The organism is Nonomuraea sp. B19D2, assembly GCF_040137845.1.
Taxonomy (GTDB): domain Bacteria; phylum Actinomycetota; class Actinomycetes; order Streptosporangiales; family Streptosporangiaceae; genus Nonomuraea.
Map to the genome: position 1 here is coordinate 509,849 of NZ_JBEFAK010000001.1, position 19,362 is coordinate 529,210.

Annotated in this window: 10 protein-coding genes; 7 read left to right on the top strand and 3 right to left on the bottom strand. The window is 68.9% G+C overall.

Annotation, left to right across the window (positions count from 1 at the left end; genetic code table 11):
* Window positions 1-107 precede the first annotated feature (107 nt).
* From eccCa to ABN273_RS02575, 6 genes are all read left to right on the top strand, one after another.
* Window positions 108-4,046 carry a type VII secretion protein EccCa gene (gene eccCa / locus ABN273_RS02550; RefSeq protein WP_349446947.1) on the top strand — a complete coding sequence of 1,313 codons (3,939 nt, stop codon included), beginning with the start codon at window positions 108-110 and terminating at the stop codon, window positions 4,044-4,046.
* Between the two features lie 150 nt (window positions 4,047-4,196).
* Complete coding sequence (locus tag ABN273_RS02555; RefSeq protein ID WP_349446948.1) at window positions 4,197-5,339, top strand: S8 family serine peptidase; 1,143 nt, start codon at window positions 4,197-4,199, stop codon at window positions 5,337-5,339.
* Between the two features lie 147 nt (window positions 5,340-5,486).
* On the top strand, window positions 5,487-7,709 hold the full coding sequence (locus tag ABN273_RS02560; RefSeq protein ID WP_349446949.1) for a serine/threonine protein kinase: 2,223 nt from the start codon (window positions 5,487-5,489) through the stop codon (window positions 7,707-7,709).
* Between the two features lie 527 nt (window positions 7,710-8,236).
* Window positions 8,237-9,472, top strand: coding sequence for a hypothetical protein (locus tag ABN273_RS02565; RefSeq protein ID WP_349446950.1), 1,236 nt, complete (start codon window positions 8,237-8,239; stop codon window positions 9,470-9,472).
* Window positions 9,473-9,549: 77 nt separating this feature from the next.
* The gene (locus tag ABN273_RS02570; RefSeq protein ID WP_349446951.1) at window positions 9,550-10,275 is read left to right on the top strand and encodes a hypothetical protein; all 726 of its coding nucleotides are present in this window, start codon (window positions 9,550-9,552) and stop codon (window positions 10,273-10,275) included.
* A gap of 49 nt (window positions 10,276-10,324) precedes the next feature.
* Window positions 10,325-10,510 carry a YbaB/EbfC family nucleoid-associated protein gene (locus tag ABN273_RS02575; protein ID WP_349446952.1) on the top strand — a complete coding sequence of 62 codons (186 nt, stop codon included), beginning with the start codon at window positions 10,325-10,327 and terminating at the stop codon, window positions 10,508-10,510.
* 365 nt (window positions 10,511-10,875) lie between these two features.
* Here ABN273_RS02575 and eccB read toward each other — a convergent pair whose 3' ends face one another.
* The gene (gene eccB, locus ABN273_RS02580) at window positions 10,876-12,324 is read right to left on the bottom strand and encodes a type VII secretion protein EccB (protein ID WP_349446953.1); all 1,449 of its coding nucleotides are present in this window, start codon (window positions 12,322-12,324) and stop codon (window positions 10,876-10,878) included.
* A gap of 44 nt (window positions 12,325-12,368) precedes the next feature.
* Window positions 12,369-13,793 carry an alpha/beta hydrolase family protein gene (locus tag ABN273_RS02585; protein WP_349446954.1) on the bottom strand — a complete coding sequence of 475 codons (1,425 nt, stop codon included), beginning with the start codon at window positions 13,791-13,793 and terminating at the stop codon, window positions 12,369-12,371.
* Between the two features lie 79 nt (window positions 13,794-13,872).
* Between ABN273_RS02585 and ABN273_RS02590 the strand changes: the two genes are divergently transcribed.
* Window positions 13,873-14,457 carry an ArsR/SmtB family transcription factor gene (locus ABN273_RS02590; protein WP_349446955.1) on the top strand — a complete coding sequence of 195 codons (585 nt, stop codon included), beginning with the start codon at window positions 13,873-13,875 and terminating at the stop codon, window positions 14,455-14,457.
* Window positions 14,458-14,471: 14 nt separating this feature from the next.
* Here ABN273_RS02590 and ABN273_RS02595 read toward each other — a convergent pair whose 3' ends face one another.
* On the bottom strand, window positions 14,472-19,127 hold the full coding sequence (locus ABN273_RS02595) for an FtsK/SpoIIIE domain-containing protein (RefSeq protein WP_349446956.1): 4,656 nt from the start codon (window positions 19,125-19,127) through the stop codon (window positions 14,472-14,474).
* Window positions 19,128-19,362: the final 235 nt, after the last annotated feature.

A 19,362-nucleotide genomic window follows, 5' to 3' on the forward strand; every position in this document is an offset into this window, starting at 1 on the left:
AATGGGGTCAATGTGCGCTATGAGGCTGGAGGGCACAATACGTGAGCATCGTCGTCGTACGGCGCCCAGAACGACGGCCTCCGCCGAAGCCGCCACGCGGAGAGATCTTGCTGGAGTCGCCGCCCGAGATCCCCGAGGTCCAGCCGCAGGGTGCGATGCAGGCGCTCATGTGGCTGCCCATGGTGGCCGGTGGTGCCGCGATGGCGCTCATGTTCACCTCGTACGGCAACACCAACCCGCTGATGTACGTGTCGAGCGGGTTGTTCGCGGTCTCCATGCTCGGCATGTCGATCGGCCAGTTCGGCCGCCAGGGGAGCGAGCGCAAGTTCCAGCTGAATGGTGCCAGACGCGACTACTTCCGCTACCTCGCCCAGGTTCGTAAGCGCGTCCGTCGTGCGGCCAGACAGCAGCGCGAGGCGCTCGAGTGGGGCGGGCCGTCACCGGACACGCTGTGGTGGATCGCCATGGGACCGCGGCTTTGGGAACGCAGATCAAGGGACGACGACTTCGCCACCGTACGGCTCGGCACCGGCGTGCAGAAGCTGGCGGTGCAGCTCATTCCTCCGGACTCCAAACCCGTCGAGGAGCTCGACGCGCTCTCGGCGGGCGCGTTGCGGCGGTTCATCCGCGCCCACGCCACGGTCTCCGAGCTGCCCGTCTCCGTCGCGCTCGGCTCCTTTGCGCGCATCCGCCTGCGCGGCGACGCCGTGGCCATGCGTGAGCTGGTTCGCGCGATGGTCGCGCAGATCGCGGTGTTCCACTCACCGGACGACATGCGGATCATGGTTTGTGCGAGCAAGGAGTGGATGCCGCACTGGGAGTGGCTCAAGTGGCTTCCGCACGCGTTCCATCCAGAGGAAACCGACGCGGCCGGCCCGGTCAGGCTGATGGCTGAGAACCTCGCCGAGCTTGACCGGCTGGTGGGTGGTGAGCTGAAGGAACGGGCCAGGTTCAAACCGGGCGCGGCCGCCGACGCGTTGCCGTACCACCTGCTGATCGTCGACGGTGGTCACGTGTCCATCGACTCCCAGCTCGGCACCGACGCCATCCAGGGTGTCACAGTGATCGACCTGTCCGACTCCAGCGGGCCGGTGGAGGAACGCGCGACACTCAGGCTCGACATTCAGCCTGACGCCTTCTACATGATCAAACTGGATCACGCCCAGAAGGAGTCGGTGACCAGGCTCGGCGCGCCGGACAAGCTGGACTTCGCTCGGGCTGAGGGGCTGGCCAGGCAGCTCGCCCCGCTGCGTGCGTCGGCCGCGACCGGCGGCGACGTGCAGGACGCGCTGTCGATAAACACCACGCTGACCGAGCTGCTCGGCGTTGGAAACCCGAACAGGTTGGTTCCGGCCGTAACGTGGAAGCCGCGTGCCGGACGCAACCGCTTGCGCGTGCCGATCGGACTGGGCAGCGACGGTCGGATGGTCGAACTGGACATCAAGGAGTCCGCGCAGGGCGGTATGGGACCGCACGGTCTCGTCATCGGTGCTACCGGCTCAGGAAAGTCCGAGCTGCTGCGCACGCTGGTACTCGGCCTTGCGATCACCCACTCGTCGGAGATCCTGAACTTCGTCCTGGTCGACTTCAAAGGTGGTGCGACCTTCCTCGGCCTGGAGGGTCTCTCGCACGTCTCCGCGGTCATCACGAACCTGGAGGACGAGCTGCCGCTGGTTGACCGTATGCACGACGCGCTGCACGGCGAGATGGTCAGGCGGCAGGAACTGCTGCGCGCAGCGGGCAACTACGCCTCGTTGCGCGACTACGAGAAGGCCCGCGAGCAGGGTGCCGACCTGAAACCGATGCCCACGCTCTTCGTGGTGCTTGACGAGTTCAGCGAGTTGCTCACCGCCAAGCCCGAGTTCATCGAGTTGTTCGTCATGATCGGCCGACTTGGCCGTTCGCTGGGCGTGCACCTGTTGCTCGCCTCTCAGCGGCTGGAGGAGGGCAGGCTGCGCGGCCTGGACACCCACTTGTCCTACCGCATCGGCCTGCGTACGTTCTCCGCGATGGAGAGCCGGGTCGTGCTCGGCGTGGCCGACGCTTACGAGCTGCCGTCGGCGCCGGGCAACGGGTACCTCAAGTTCGACACCACCGGTATGACCCGGTTCAAGGCCGCCTACGTCTCCGGTGCCTACCAGGCAGACCCGCAGCACGTAATGTCCGACGATGACGATCGGCCGGTTCGCCAGGTGGTGGAGTACGGCCCAGCCTTCGCTCCGGTCCCTGTGATCGAGGAGCCGAAGAAGGAAATCGCTGCGGGGGATGCGCCCAACTCCGAGAACAGCACGCAGAAGAGCCTGCTCGACATCGTGGTCGGCCGGCTGCAAGGTCATGGACCGCCTGCGCACCCGATCTGGCTGCCGCCGCTCGACGATCCGCCCACACTCAACCAGCTCCTGCCACAGCTGTCCGTCACGTCGGGCTTCGGCCTGACCACCACGGGCTGGGCCGGGCGTGGCCGACTGCACGCCCTGATCGGCATCATTGACCGCCCCTTCGAACAACGACGCGACCCATATTGGCTGGACCTGTCCGGCGCCGCGGGACACGTCGGTCTGGCTGGTGGCACCCAGAGTGGTAAGAGCACGGTCCTTCGTACGCTGATCAGCAGCATGGCGCTCACGCACACCCCGCGAGAGGTGCAGTTCTACTGCCTCGACTTCGGTGGAGGCGCGCTCGCTGCGCTGGAAGGGTTGCCCCACGTCGGCAGCGTCGCCAGCCGCCTGAACGGCGAACGGGTGCGCAGGACTGTCGCCGAGGTCAGCACGCTGATGACCCAGCGCGAGCGCATGTTCGCGGAGCAGGGCATCGACGGCATCGGCACCTACCGCAGAATGATGGCCGCCGGCGAGATCACTGGTGACGGCTTCGGTGACGTGTTCCTCGTGGTGGATGGCTGGCTGACCCTGCGCCAGGATTACGAGGCGCTGGAGCCGGTGATCACCGATCTGGCCGCGCGTGGCCTCGGTTACGGCATCCATGTCGTGGGGGCGAGCAACAAGTGGTCGGAGTTCAGGCCGGCTATCCGCGACCTCTTCGGCACCAGGGTCGAGCTCAAGCTCGGCGACGCCTACGAGTCCGAGGTCAACAGGAAGAAGTCGCTCGCCGTGCCAGAAGGGGTACCCGGGCGTGGCCTGACCAAGGACGGGTTCCACTTCCTGTCCGCGCTGCCGAGGATCGACGGGATCTCTGAGACCGACGACCTGGCCGCAGGCATCCGCGCGATGGTGGGCGCAGTCAAGGACGCCTGGCAGCATGCTCCGGCGCCACGGGTACGGCTGCTGCCTGCGGTGCTGCCCGCGGCGGAACTGCCTGGGCCGGAGCGTACCGGCAAACTCGTGCCCATCGGCATCGACGAGGCCACCCTTTCGCCCATGTTGCTCGATTTCGAGGCCGACCCGCACTTCTTCGTGGCGGGTGACACGGAAAGCGGCAAGTCGAACCTGCTGCGGCTCATCGCGGAAGGCATCGTGGCGCGCAACACGCCCCGCGAGGCGATGATGATCGTGATCGACTACCGCCGGTCGCTTCTGGACTCGGCGGTCACCGAACACCGGATCGGGTATGCGGCCTCGGCGGCGGCGGCCACCGAGCTCATCAACGACGCGCGCAGCGCGTTGCTCAAGCGCCTGCCGCCCGCCGACGTGACGCCCGACCAGCTCCGTGAGCGGAGCTGGTGGAAGGGCTCCGACCTGTACATCGTCGTGGACGACTACGATCTGGTGGCCACATCGAGCAACCCGCTGACGGGCCTGGTCGAACTGTTGCCCCAGGCCCGCGACATTGGCCTGCACCTGATCCTCGCCCGCCAGATGGGCGGCATCGGCCGTGCGATGTTCGATCAGGCGATCACCAGGCTGAAGGACATGGCCAGCCCGGCGCTGCTCATGTCGGGTAACAAGGACGAGGGCTATGTCTTCGGCAACGTGCGTCCCCAGCCCCTGCCGCAGGGGCGAGGCATCTTCGTCGACCGCAGGTCCGGCCAGCGCCTGATGCAGTCGGCATACCTGGGTGATCAGGGCGGCCAGGGTACCGGCGGATAGGCTGCCGGCCATGTCTGACCACGCCGCCGCTCCACCCTTGCCCTACGGAGCGAGCGGGTCGGCCGTGCTGGACTCGGTGCTCTGGCCCGGCGCTGTCGCTGTTGCCCGAAAGCAGTAGCATCGGTCCCCTCCGATGATGTTGGGGGAAAGATGGTCGGGCGGGTGCTGCTGGCGGGCGTGGTGGCGCTGTTCGCGGTGCCGCTGGTCCCGGCCACGGCGCTGGCGGAACCGGTGAAGTGCAACCCGGAGCGCGGGGTCTACACGGTCAGCGAGCCGTGGGCACAGCTCAGACTCGACTACAAGAGCGTGTGGCCGATCACCCGGGGCGAGCGTGTGACGGTCGCCGTGATCGACAGCGGCATCGACCCGACGCATCCGCAGCTCAGGCCGTATCGCTTCTACGACAAGACCAATACGGGTACGCGCGACTGCGTGGGGCACGGCACCGCGGTGGCTGGAATCATCGCGGCACGGCCTGACGCGCGAGTGCCCTTCGCCGGGGTGGCACCCGGGGTGCGGCTCGTGGTGTTCAAGCAGACGAACGAGCCGACCGGTGACCCCAATGTCTTGGCCGAATGCATCGTCCAGGCCGCCGACCTGGGCGTTGACGTGATCAACATCTCCATGCAGACGGGCAACCACCCTTACCTGAAGAACGCGATCGACTACGCGCTCGCCAAGGACGTGGTCGTCGTGGCCGCCGCCGGCAACATCGATCCCAGCAAAGAGCGCAACGCCCAGCCGATCTACCCGGGGTCGTACCCGGGAGTCCTCGCCGTGGGCGCCGCAGGCCCGGACGGCAAGCGCGCCGACACCTCCAACAACGCCACCCCCGTCGGCGTGCTGGCGCCCGGCACCGACATCACCAGCACCTGGACAGGCAAGGCGTACGTCAACGGCCAGCAAGGTACGAGCTTCGCCGCGCCGTACGTCGCCGGTGTGGCCGCGCTGATCCGCGCCCGCTATCCCAAGCTGTCGCAGGAGCAGGTGCGGTGGCGAATCGAGACCACGGCGGACGGGCGGTCCGGCAAGGGCACCGGGGCGGGAATGGTCAATCCCAAGCTCGCGGTGAATGCGATCCTGCCTGCGGAGAACGCGCCCGTGGTCGCCCAGCCCGAGCTGCCGCTGGACGCCAATGCGATCAGCAGGGTGCCGCAACCCGACAAGAAGGCGATCTCGGTTTCCTCTGCGGTCGCCGTGGCCGCTCTCGCCGGTGCCGGACTTGTCGCGGTCGGCGGGGTGGTCATGCCGCTCGGTCGTAAACGTGGCTGGAGGGCAGGCCGGAATTCCTGAGGCTGATGTGAAAGTTATGGTTGAATACGACTGTTGCCTGACTTGTGGTAGCTAGTAGAGCCCTGCCCCGGAAGGAAGACCATGGGGGAGACGGCCCCCTTGCGGCCTGACGACCCGAAGAGGGTTGGAGAATTTGAGATTGCGGGGTTGGTCGGCGAAGGCTTACGCGGCCCTGTCTATCTAGGCAAGCGTGGCGATGAACGAGTCGTCATCAAGCTGCTCCCCGCCGTCCAGCAGAAGAACGACGCCGTGCTCGACCGGCTCACCGCCGGCGAACGCGTGGCGAGTTCATACGCCGCTCGCACCATCGGCGCCGGCTGGCTCGACAAGCGTCCCTACCTTGTGCGCGAGTATGTGGAAGGGCCAACCCTCCACGAAGTCGTCGAAGCGGACGGCCCGCTCACCGGTGACGCCATTGAACGGGTCGCGGTCGGTACGCTCACGGCCCTGACGGTCGTACGGCTCGCTGGGATCGTGCACCGCGCCATCACCCCGCACAACATCGTTCTCAAGCCCGATGGTCCGCGCCTTCTAGACCTAGGCGTGGGCGAACCTATCGAGCGCACCCCTTACCAGGCCCCAGAGCTGATCCGCGGCGAACCGTCAGGTCCGTCGACCGACATCTTCTCCTGGGCGGCCGCTATGGTCTTCGCGGCCACGGGCAAAGCTCCGTTCGCCGACGGCGACGCCGTCCTGACAGAAAAGCCCGACCTCGGCGACATCCGCCAGCCGCTCCGCCGCGTGGTGGTGTCCTGCCTGGCCAAGGACGTCACAAAGCGCCCCACGGCGCACAGCGCGATGCTCATGCTCCTCGGCGACAAGTCCGCTGACACTCTGGTCGCCAGCGCCCCCGCCGTCTCGACTCCGGGTGCGGCGGGTTTAGCGGCGGCTACGGGTGTCACTGGCGGCGCTGGATCAGTGGCCCCCGGCATGGCGGCCGGTCCCGGTGTCCCCGGTGGTCTGGGCGTTCAGGGCTTCCCCGGGGAGCCGGTGCTTTCCGGACCGCCCGTGCCTCCGGGCGGAATGGCGGGGCCGGGGTTGGCACCCCCGGCGGGGCCGATGTCAGGTGGACCTGCCGGGGGGCCGGTCTACGGCGGACCTTTCGGCGCGCCCGGTGGTCCGGGTACGCCCGGTGGTCCGGGTACGCCCGGTGGTCCGGGCACGCCCGGCGGCCCGGGTGCCCACGGTGTGCCCGCCGGCCAGGTGGGGTCGTGGAGTGGCCCGGCGCTCGAAGGCGTGACGATGCCGTTGCCGTTGCCCACGGAGGCAGGCGAACCGCCACAGACAGCGCAGATGTGGCAGGCACCCGCGCTGCCGGACCAGCCGGCCGGCCAGGAAGCTCTGGGTGCACAGCCATCGCACGGCGGTGGCGGCGCGCCACCAGGAACCACGCTGCTCCAGTCGAAGGGGAGTTCGCAGCCGCGCAAGAACTTCCCCGTGCTTCTGGTGGCCGCGGTAGGTGCGATAGTGCTTTGCGCGGCCGGGCTCTGGGGCGCGGGAGCGTACGTCAACAGCCAGGGTTTCCAAGCGGCGGCGGCAGCGGACGAGTTGGGCAAGAAAGGCGCCGCGGACGCCCCCTCGTCGGCCCCGGCGGTCGGCCAGCCGGTACCCGTACCGTCGCCCACCGGGGACGTGCCCTCCCAGCGTCAGCCCGAGCCGCAGGTGACCGCGCCATGGGCGACCACGGCCGCGCCCGATGACTCGCCGCTCCCAATGAACCTGCCCAACGAGTGGCAGACGATGGTGCCGACGAATCCCGCATTGACCGGGCGTCCCACGCCGCCTCCAGTCCAGACTCCGCCGGTCCAGAGCCCGCCGGTCCAGAGTCCGCCGGTGGTGACGACGCGGCCAACGCAGCCGCCGTCCACCGAGCCCTCACCCGTCCCGCAGCCGACCAGGACGGTCACTGTGACGTCGAGCCCGTCGCGTACGGAGGAACAGCCCACGCCCACGCAGACGCAGGACCAGCGGGACGAGCAGCCGAGTGCGGAGCCGAGTCCGAGACCGACGACGCCCAAGCCCACTCCGACCCAGGAGCAGAAGAACCCTTACTCGCCGACCCAGGTCTGCGGCGCGGGATTCTCCGTACAGCGGTCGAGCGCGTTCGCCGGTGGTGTCACCTACCAACTCTGGAGCAACACCACGCAGCAGAACTGCGTGGTGACCATGAAGACGAAGGACGTGGGCACGAGTACGCCGGTCAGCGCAACGCTCTACGTCCAGGGCGGTAGCCCGGACGGCACGAGCGACAGTGGTAACTACGAGTACTATGCGGGTCCGGTCAAGCTGAAGGCGGCGGGCAAGTGCGTGAAGTACTCGGGTTCCACCTCGCACGGCAGCACCAGTGTGAGCTGGGCGAACTGCGGGTGACGAGCCCATAGCCGCATCTGGTCCGGGTGGTTAACCACGTGGTCCATCAGGGCCAATGGCCACCAGAGCAGGATCATCCGCATCCAGTGCCGCGTGCAGCTCCTGCCGCCGCCGGTCGGGGTCGACTTCGTAGCCGTGCTTGTGCCAGCCGGCTGCGGCGACGAAGAGCCGGTGCAGGGTCTCACGTGCCGAACGTGGCGGCCCATACGCAGCGCGCGGGTCATGATCCTCAAGCCCTCCGGCGTGCCGAAGAAATCGACGCCGGCCACCAGCCGGGCGAGACCCTTCAGCGGTCCTGGAAGATCGGCCTCCGACAGGCCCATGGGTTCGTCGAAGCGGCCGAGGGCTCGATGGCCGGGGCAGAAGTGCAGGGTCGGTGGCGTGGATGACCGCCATTATAGATACGCGCAGCTGGGCGTTTCGTTCACGTTTGTGTTGATAGAGCTGTACGGCGTGGCTTGTGAGCCCGTACAGTGGGATGTGATGTGATTTCTGGGGCCAGTGGGGTCGCGACAGGGGAGGTTGCCGTGGCGAACTCTGGCGGCGGCGCGTCAGACCAGGCCAACGCCAACGGCGCGAACATGGCAAGTTCGAACACCAGTATGAACGGGGCTTACCTGCCCGGTGTCGAGAACGCCTACGCGGCCAACCAAGCCGGACTGGCCAACATCCCAGGAATGACTCCGTTCGGGCCCGGCGAGGGCTACAAGCACGACGAGTCGTACTTCAGCGAGCTGATGGGCCTGTTCAATGCCCCAATGGACCTCGCCACGGATGTCGAGAAGACGACCAGGGGCATCAACATCGGGTATCCGGGGTTCGGCCCGGCCTTCCATCTGGAGCTGGGGTCGATCTCCGATCATGTGCTCGCCCAGGCGGCCGATGCGTGGAAGGCCCTCAGCGGCACGATCGACTCGATGAAGAAGGCGCTGAAGGACGGCGACACGTACTACACGACTGCCGAGCAGGCCAACGGCGACAATGGGGGCAACAAGGACGGCAACGGGGGCGGCAACGGGGACGGTAAAGGGATCAACTTCGATGGCGGAGGCGTCCCGGACTTCGGTTCCGGCGTGAACAGCGCGAACTTCGACCCGTCGAAGTACGGTGCCAACGGCATGAACGGCCTGGGCAACACGGGCATCAACCCTGGCAACGGGGTCGGGGATATCGGCAACGGCATCAACCCGAACAGCAATCTCGACGGGCTCACCCCGAACACCTCGGATATGCCGACGCCGGGCGTGAACACGCCGGATATGCCGACGCCGGGCATGAACACGCCAGATATACCGACGCCGGACGTGAACACGCCGGGCATGAACACGCCAGATATACCGACGCCGGACGTGAACACGCCGGGCATCAACACGCCGGGCATGAACACCGACATGCCGAAGGTCGATCCGAACGTGGCCCGCCTGGCGAACGCCAACCCCGCGGACTTCTCGACGCCGAACATCAGCCCCACCGGCCCAGCTCGGTCGACCCTGATCCCGACCGGGATCGAACCCTCCGTCGGGACGGGTACTGGGGTGAACGGGGGGCCGGCCGGCAACGCGGCCTCGGCCCTGCGCGGTCCGAATGGCATGTCGGGGATGGGGATGGGCGGCATGCCGATGGGGATGATGCCGCCGATCGGCGGCCAGCAAGGACAGGATCGCAACAAACAGGGTGGCCCGCAGCTGGTCGGCGAGGAGAGCGACTACGGACTTGATGATGTTCCGTCCCTCGATGGGGGAACAGTCACGCATGAAACTTAGTGTAAGGATTTGGTGCGGCTGTGTATGAATCTGGAGCGCGAATCAGTCATGGCACGGTGTTGTCCTCTACTGCTGCCGTGGCGATGATGGAGCCAATCCAGAAAAACATGGCTCGCTATATTCCGTTGATACTGCTCACCTTTATGGCGCAAACCGGTGACATCCACAAGGTGAAGTCCCAGTTGCAGAGCGCCGCCACCGGCGGGGAGAACTATAATCTCGACAACCTGACCCGATCTCTCGACGACATTCTGCGGAAGATTGAGGATGGGACTTGGGGTGGCAAGGCCGCCGATTACTTCAAGGAGGAGTACGCCAAGATCCGTGAGGGGATCGACAAGCTGCAGGTCAGCAGCACGGAGGCGGGAAACCTGTACGGCTCCACGGCAACGCTCTTTCTCTCGGCTATTCTCCTTGGCGTGGGTGCGCCGGCGATTCTGTGGGGGCTCTCGGCTGCCGGCAGGATGGCCCTCACGCCCCCCACCAAGGCTGCCGTCAGCGCAGCGGCGACCGCCATTCTGACTCGGCTGCAAAACGTGCTGAAGGGCGTCACGAGGAGGAAGCTCTTTTTTGTCGCCGGCGCGCTGCTGGTTATGTTCATGATTCATAAGTCGTTCCATTCGCTCGCCAAGAACTTCGCCGACAAGCAATACGCCCAAGCGGCGGACGAGTTCCCGAAGATCGCGTTCAATAACGATGCGGGCGGCTTCGGTGAGGACCAGGAAGCGCAGACCAATAAGGCCATGCAGGATATGCAGGACGTGCAGAAGCCGGGCCTCGGTAGCATCTTGGGCCTGGCCTGACTGGCAGAGTTCCGGATATGGGGACGCACATGAGTTCAGATTCGAGGATTTGGACAACGCTGCGTACGCCGTCGAGCGGGCGGCACGGCGGGTGCAGGACGCCAGGGCGGAGCTGGACGTGATCGTCGGCGAAGGGGAAAGCGCCGAAGGGAACGTGCGAATCACCACCGACGCGTCCGGACGCGTGCTGAGCATCCATCCGGCGGATCGAAGAGGATTTCGAACAGGCCGCTGATCAGGTGTCGAGCTTGGGAATCCTCAACTGCTGCCCGGAGACGAGCGCGTTGGGATCGTCGCCGATGATGTCGAGGTCGGCGTTGTAGGTAACCCGCCACTTGTTGCCATCGCCGTACACCCGTCTGGCGATGTCCCGACAGGGTCGCGGAATGCCGGACTGCGATCTGCTCGGGAACCGATGGCGGTGGCGGGAGAGTCGGCGCGCCGGGCGGACGCCACAGAGCCGAACGACCCGAGGGCCGGCGTGAGCCTGGGACTGCTGCTGCCGGGGAGAACCCTGCGCAATGCCGCTCCCGCCACGGTGTTGTAGACGCCGCCGACCGAGAGGAAGATCGCGCCTTCTGCTGTCGGTTAACTGACTGATCACTGTTGGGGACTGGGTGACGTGAGTGGTCCCGGCGCGGTGACCTGCACGGGGTTTCTTGCCGCTGCCGGATCCAGGTCGGGCCCCGGCGGCACCAGATGGATGAGGTGGCTGGGCAGCGGGGAGGCATCCTGTGCGGCGTAGCCCAGCTTGCCCAGCACGTCGGCGGTCGGTAGGCCGAATCTGATCCCCTGGTCGGTGATCAGGTAATAGTTCGTGATCGAGCCGAGCTGTCCCTCGCCAGGAAGCAAGCCGACCAGCGCGGCGCCACCCGGCGGCAGCAGCACCTGGCTGACGTTCTCCTGGGTGTTGCCGGAGGTCCTGGGCGCGGGCAGGGGCAGACTGTTGCCCACGGTGATCGTGGCTCGCGTCGAGCCCTTGTCGGCGTTGGCGTAGACCGCGCACAGCGGCGCCGAGGCGGCAGGCGAGATCATTCGTGGCATCGTCGTGGGCAGGCCGCCCACGCGCAGCTCGGTCTTGGACACGGGCGTGGCGTTGGCGGTGGCCGCGTCGATCTGGAACGGTGTCACCGGAGCCCTGCCATACGCCGTCTTGCTGGCCGGGTCCTGGCGTAGCATCTCGGCCTGGGTGTGCAGGATCGGGGCGAGGCCATCGGCGAGCAGGACGTACCAGCGCGCCTCCGCGCCCGCTACGGCCGGCACAGTGTAGATCCATCCGATCCGGCCCCTGCGGCCGCCCGGCGCGGTCGTCACCTTGCCGCGGTCCGGGATCGAAGGCGTGGTGAACGGCGGACCGGTGGGGATGGCGTTCAGCCAGGACGCGGGCATCTGGCGCGGCCGGCCGCCATTGCTCACCACTCTGACCAGCGGCTGCGGAACCTCGAACTTCTGGTTGTTCCACACCACATAGGTCTGCTGCCCGGTGCCGACCACCATCGCCGTGCTCCCCGAGAGCGGTGTGCCGCCGACGTTCTGCCCGCCCACAAGGGAGACGTACGGCCTACCGCTGCCGTCGGCCGCCACACATACCGACCAGGGGCCGCGGATCAGCCGCTTTTTGTCGGGCAGCGAAGAGGGGGCGCCGGGGATGCCGACCATCCTGCCCCTGCTGAACTTCGCCAACGACGCTGCGGTGACGTTACGGGATTTGACTTCGGCCGAGCCGTCGAGCAGCAGTCTCCCCGAGACGTAGTTGGCCACCGGGAGCAGCTTGCCCTCCTGCTCGCTGTACACATAGGCGGCGCCGGTCTCCTCCTCTACCAGCAGTTGGCCGGGCTCGGTGAGCTTGGTCGCGTTTCCCGGCTTGATCAGCCCCCAGATCCCGAATCCGGCGGCCACGACGACGGCCAGCACGAGCCCGATCAGCATGGCGGTGTTGAGCCGCCGCATGGGTGACTCGGGCACGTCCGGCTCGGCCTGCAGCAGCGCCATTCCCATGCGCTGCTGCATAAGCTTGTGGGCCTGGTAGAGGTCCTTCCCGGTCTGCATCTCACCTCTCCCGTATCGTCAGGATCAGCATAGAGCGCATGCCTCTATGGCATCAGCAGTCCCCAGTACAGCGCCCACGGCAGGAACACCGCGGCGCCCGCGAGGAGAACCCCGAGCCGTGCCCTCTCGCCGCCCTCGGTCACCCGCCGCAGTCCTGCCGCCGTCATGCCCGCGGCCACGAGCGTCACGACCGAGATCACCTGCAACGCCACCCAGACCAGCGGCCTGCCCGCCACCAGAGGGCCCGGCGCGGCCAGCTTGCCCCCGGTCATGATCACGTAGAACAGGTAGCAGAACCCGCCGGCCACCGCCACGAGACCGCCCGCGCTGACCAGCCGTGCCACCTTCAGCGGCGGCGCGCCGCGGCGCCGCCGCACCCGGCGCGCCAGGGCCACCACGGGATACCCGCCGAACGCGACGAGGACCAACACCAGCGCCCCGAGCTGCACGACCGCCGACTCCCACCACGCGGTGGGCGGCACCGGCACGGAGTCGTGCGCCTGAACCGGCGCCGGACCCGACACCCGCGCCACGGGTGCCCGACCCGAGGTCGCCTCTCCCACCCAGCCGCCGACGAGCTCCGCGTAGCCGGGGGCGAGCTCGGGCAACCGCGTGACCCCGCCGTCGGGCGTCCGGTGCGCGGCGTGGTCGGCGTCGGCGAAGAACCGGAACGTGTACCGCCGGTTCCCGCCTTCTTCGAGAGCCTTCGCGAAGATGGGCGGCGTCTCCCGGGGAGGCGTCAGCAGATCGTGCACGCCCCAGATCCCCAGCACAGGCTGTCGTACGCTCGCGATGACCGGCTCCGGATCGTAGTGGGGCTCGGGAAACATCCCCCCATCCGCGATCACCCGGTACAGCCTGGGCTCGGCCTGGTCGACGAGCGCCCCTTCCACTCCCGCCTTCCGCAGCCCGGCCGCCACCGCCCAGGCCTGCTGCCGCAGCGGATGCAGCGCGTTGGCGCCCACGAGGATCACGAAGGAGATGTCCGCGGACCGCGACGCCGCGATCGGCGCCACCCACCCGCCCTCGCTGAGCCCCCAGATGCCGACCTTCGCCGGATCGACCCCGGGCTGCTTCCGCAGCGTCCCCACGGCTCCCAGCGCGTCGTCGGCCAGCTGCGAGTAGGACCTCTTGAACAGGGAGTACCCCTCGGAGCGCTTGTCGTAGACCAGCACCGACATCCCTTGCCGGGCGAACGCCACGGCTTCGACCAGTAGCTTCTCCCGCTTCGTCCCAGTTCCTGCCCCGTGCACCAGCACGACCCCGGCCCGCCCGCTCCGGGCCCCTGCCGGACTGATCACACTTCCGTGCAGCACCAGCCCGCCGCTTCCCCGGAAACTCACCTCGCTCGCCACCAGATCGTCGGGCACGTCAAGCGACGTCTGCGCACCGGGGCCGGCGACGGCCTGGGCGGCGGCGGGAGCGAGCGCTAAGAGGAGGGCGGCGAGGACCGCAACAATCATTCGCATATCGCCGAACATACTCTGCAGAGAGTTCTCGGCAAAGGAAAGTCTGCAGATATCGTTCTGGAGTACTACCCTCCTCCTCATGAAGGACGAGGACCCGACGCCGGACGCTGACGAGCCGTTCATCCTCAATGACCCGGGCAGGCTGAAGGCCCTGGCCCATCCCATGCGCCGCCGCATGCTGACCCACCTGAACATCCACGGCCCCGCCACCTCGACCACCCTCGGCGAGCTGCTCGGCGCCAAGACCGGCACGACCAGCTACCACCTCCGGCAACTGGAGAAGTACGGCTTCATCGAGGAGATCCCCGAGCGCTCGTCAGGCCGCGAACGCTGGTGGCGCCGCGCCAAGTTCCCCAGGGACCTGCGCGCCCCGACCCCCGACCAGGTGGCCCCGGAGGACCGCGCGGTCCTGGCCGAGTTCCACCGGATCGGCTTCGAGGAGGACCGCGCCCTCATGGAACGCTTCCCCGCCGCCTACCGCGCCGACCCGGACTGGGCCAAGGGCTCCAGAGGGCTGGCCCGCGTGACGAAGGAGGAGCTGAGCCGGTTCCACGACGAGTACGTCGCCCTGCTGCTCAAGTACAGCCGCACAGCGGAAGAGGCCCCGCCGGACGCCCGCCCCGTGTACGTGCGCTTCTTCACCCTCCCCGCCGACGAGCCCTGAGGAGTGGCCGCACGTCAGCCGTCGCCGGGAAGAGCCGCCTGGATGGGAGTGATGTTGCCCGTCCTCACCAGGAAGCCGCGCCCAGGCGGACCTCCCACTGTCCCGCGCGGGAGGCGGATCGAGAAGATGTCGCCGTCGGCCTGACTCTGGACCGCCAGCAGCACCCCGGTACGGGACTTACGCGTCTCGGCCACGAACCCGCGATACGCGACGGCCAGATCCCCAGTCGCCCCGGCGATCAGCAGCCCGTGATCGCCGTCCCTGCCCGACCGGAGCACCTCCTCCAACGCCATCCCCAGCGGGGCGTCCGCATTGACCAGCTCGGCATCGTCCACCAGCACGACGTAGTGCCGCAGGTCCGCGACCAGCTCGGCCAGGTTCGTGGCGTTGCCGTCCAGCACGGCCAGCGCCCCGTCCAGCTCCCGCAACGGGCTACGCCGGGGCGTGACGGCGATGACGGGCGTGCCCTGGGCGATCAGCGAGTGAGCGGCCGTCAGCAGGACCGAGGAGCGGCCGGAGCGGGACGGACCGGCGATCACCGCCCCGGGCCCGTGGGCCAGCAGATCGAGCCCGAGCGGCGCGAGAGCGTCGCCTCCGGCACCGACCAGCGCCCACAAGGGGGACGGGGGCGTGAACGTCGTGTCCAGGGCGATCGCCTGGGATGCCGTGATCCGCAGCGGAAGCGCGTCCACCCGCAACGGCGGCTCCCCTTCCCAATGCCATTCACCGCTGGCGGCGGTGCGGGACAGGGACTGGAGGGCCGCCACCTGTGCCGGGCCTGAAGGATCGGGGGAGAGCAGGGCGATGTGGTGCTCGACGATGCCGTGCTCGCCCATCGACAGGGCCCGGCCGGGCGGCATCGACGAGGGCAGACCCTTCAGGGGAAAGCCCGCCAAGCCGAAGTCGGCGGGGTCCGAGAGGCGGAGCAGCAGGCGGTCGTCGAAGACCGTCGACACCTGGCCGAGCAGGCCGGAACGGTCGCTGGTGACCACGGCCCTCAGCCCCACCGCCGGGCCTTCGCGCAGGAGCTGGAGCAGCGCCTCGATCAGCCGGCCGTAGTCGTAGCCCTCGAAGGCGGCGACGAAGCCCTCCCAGCGGTCCAGCATGAACACCAGCCAGGGCAGGCGGTGTCCGGCTTGGCGGTATTCGGCCAGGGACGCGTGCCCGGCCTCGGCCAGGAGTTGCTGGCGGCGGCCCACCTCGGCACGGAGGCGGGCGAGCAGGCGCTCCACCCGGTCGAGCTGGTCACGGGTCACGACGGCGCCGCAGTGCGGCATCGCCATCAGGGGCAGGAGCGCGCCCGAGCCGCAGTCGACCGCATGGACGTGTACGTCCCCCGGCGACGCGTGGGCCGCGATGGAGCCCGCGATCGTACGCAGCGCCGTCGATCTGCCGGAGCGGGCGGCGCCCGCGATGAGCAGGTGGCCGCCGTGGGCGAGGTCGAGCGCCAGAGGGTGCCGGTCCTGCGCCCACGGACGGTCTGTCAGGCCGAACGGCAACGGCGCCACCTCGACGAACTCCCCCGAATGTGGAGAGTGTTCCGGGAGGTCCAGGACGAACTGGGTGGGGAGGGGGTCCAGCCAGGGGCTGGGTTGTACGGGGACGGCGGCCAGGCGGGTGGCTTCGATGAGGGCGTCGGCGACCAGGGTGAGGTCTGTCGCCGTCGAGTCCTCTTCCGGCTCGGGGGGCCGGGGCAGGGGCTTGCCCAGGGAGCGCCAGGTCACCTCGAGCACCCGGACATCGGCACTCGGCGCCGCGAACGGGCCGCTCGAATGGGCCGGTGACGCGGGGCTGCGGCCGCCGACCCGGGCCGTCTGCACGGCGGTGGCCGCCCCCACTCCGGAACGCACGTAGCAGCGGCCGGGTGTCGACTTGGCGATGTGGGCGGCGTCGGGCAGGTCGATGACGTCGGCCGACTCGGCGGGTTCGGTCACGCGCAGCGCGATGCGCAACGACGTGTTGGCCTGGATGTCGGCCGTGACCACGCCGGCGGGCCGCTGGGTGGCGAGGATGAGGTGGATGCCCAGCGAGCGGCCCCGGCGGGCGATGTCGACGAGGCCCGTGACGAAGTCGGGCAGCTCGGCCACGAGTGCGGCGAACTCGTCGATGATCAACACCAGGCGCGGCATCGCCGGACCCGTGTAGTCGTCGATGTCCTTGGCCCCGGCCGCCAGCAGCAGGCGCTCTCTCCGGCGGATCTCGGCGGCCAGCGAGTCGAGGGCACGCTGTGTCAGATGGCTGTCGAGGTCGCTGACCATGCCGACCGTGTGCGGCAGGCGTACACATTCCTTGAAGGCGGCGCCGCCCTTGTAGTCGATCAGCACGAACGTGAGCTGGTCCGGCCGGTTGGCCACCGCCAGCGCGCAGATCAGCGTCTGCAGCAGCTCCGACTTGCCCGCGCCCGTGGTGCCCGCGATCAGTCCGTGGGGGCCGTCGAGCTTGAGGTCCACCGAGAACGGGCCGTCCGGGCCGACCCCGATCAGCGCCTGCGTGCAGCCGTGGTCGCGCCACTGGGCGGCCAGCTCCCGGCCGGTCGGGTTGGACAGGCCCATCAGGTCGAGCAGGCGGACGGCGTCCGGGAGGTTGCCCGACGCGTCGTCCCTGCTCACGTCGTGGATCGGGGACAGGGCCCGGGCGAGGCGGTCGCACCAGGTGGGTGAGACGAGGTCGCCCAGGATGGGGCCGATGACGTCGAGGCCGCCGCCGCGCAGGCGGACGAGACCGTCGCTGCCGCACGCGGCCACGGTCTGGCACTCCTCGGGCAGCAGGCGCTGGTCGTCGTCGATGGCGAGCGTGAACACCCCGGAACGCGGCCCCTGGCGCAGCACCTGGGGCATGTTCGGCAGGCCGCGCAGGACCTGGGCGCCGTCGAGGATCACCAGGACGTCGTACGGGCGCACGTCGTAGGAGGAGAACGTGGGCTTCTCCGGGCCGCCCAGGTCGTCCCAGCCGGTGGGGATCTTGCCCAGCTCGGGGATCGAGGTGTTCTGGCGTTCGTCGATGAGGGCGGCGAGCTCGGAGACGCGGCGGGCGGCCGACTCGGGATCGGTGCCGGCCAGCACCACGCACTCTTCGCCGGCGCGCGGCGTACAGTGCGGCAGCCAGCGCATCCAGCCCCAGCGGCGCTCGCCGTCGGCGTGCGCGGACACGACCACGATGGCCAGGTCGCGCGGGCTGTGCAGGGTCGCCGCCTGGGCGATCAGCCAGCTCGCGAGGCTGGTCGCCGCCGTACGCGGGCCCGTGACGCCCGCCACGCCCAGCCGGCGCATCGGCAGCGCCACGGGCACCGAGTGGCACATCGGCGGGTCGATGGGCCCGCCCTGCTCCTCCGACAGCTCCAGGTCGGCGGGCAGGTCGGCGAGCCCCACTCTGAGCCTGAGCGCGTCGGAGTCGTGGATCCTGCGCTCCCACAGCCGCCTGCGCGGCCCCGTGGCCGTGAGCAGAACCTGCGCGGGGTCAGGCGCGTCCGACCTGCGCGCCGCCTCGTCCGCCGCTCTCGCCTGCTCGACGGCCTCGTCGTACGCCTGGAGCTGCGCGTTGTACTCCTTGATCGCCTTCTTGTGCTGCTTCTTGCCGTGGCGGCGGTCGCTCCACCATTGGCCGATCATGATGACCGGGGTCATGAGGGCGACGAGCAGGTAGTACCACTGCTTCAGGGCGATCGCCAGCGTCAGGCCGAGCACGGCGGGCAGGAAGGCGGCGAGCAGCTGGAGGCGCAGGCCCTCGTTCCTGGACGGCTCCTTCGGCTTGACGAACTTGCGCTCCGGCTCGGGACGCCGGAGCCTGGGTGGGCGGTTGTAGGAGACGCCGCCCTCGCTCCTGGGCGCCAGGTGCGCGTCCCTGGGCTCGATCGACGTCAGCACGAACACCGACGAACCGCAAATCAGCACGGCCTGATCGGGCCATTCCGTGCGCTCGGTGAGCGGCCGGCCGTCGAGCTCGGGTACCTCGCCGTAGTCGGCGGCCAGCTCGGCCGCCTCCCGCTCCGCGACCCTGGCGGTGAGCTCGGCGACCTCCTCGGCCCATCTGCCCTTGAGCTTGAGCTTCGGCGCCTCATCCGGCAGGCGCCACGCGCGCTCGACGGTGATCGCCTCCGGCGTCACGCGTACGGTCACCGCCTCCGGGGCGAGCGCCGGGTCGGCGGTGGACATGGCGCACATCGGGTCGGAGCCGATGACGTGTACGCCCAGGCCCAGCCGGTGTACGGCCCCGGCCGCCGGACCGCCCACCACGCGCACCTCGGCCACCCCGCCCGGCTCCTCGATGACGGTGGCGCGGGCCAGCCGCGGATCGAGGGTGACCTTGTCGCCGTCGCGCAGCACGGCGACGGCGGGGGCGCGGGGGTCGAGCGGGCGGCCGTCACGCCACACCACCGGCGCCGCCCCGGGGGTGTTCGCCGGCACGCCCGCCCGGGGACCCGCCGGTACGGCCCGGTGTTTCGCCGGTACGCCGGCCCGCTCCGCCCTGCGGGGGCGCGGCACCCGGGCGCCCGGGTCACCGGCGGCCGACATCCCATAGGGTGCTCGCGCCCCGGGCAGGCGTACGACCTGCGCCAGCGGCCCGTGATCGCTGAGCGCCTCGCTCACCGCCGCCACGGTGGCGCCGTCGTCACCGTCGATCACGACGTCACGGTCCCCCTGCTCGCCGAGCACGGTGAGCATGATCCGCATGGTGTCGTCTCCTCGCTCGGACCTCGGGCGCCCAAAGTTAGCGCCAGAAACGGGATCAGGCCCGCCGGTTGACGGCAATGGCATGGCTGGGCGTCAAACGATGTGAATATTGTGACAATCGTTGTTGACGGGACGGCTAGCCGGAAATATTGCCATCCGTCAACTCGATAGAAACAACAGGCATCGATTATTTCGTGTCGGCGCCGGTCACCTGCGAAACAAGCATGGGTCCTCG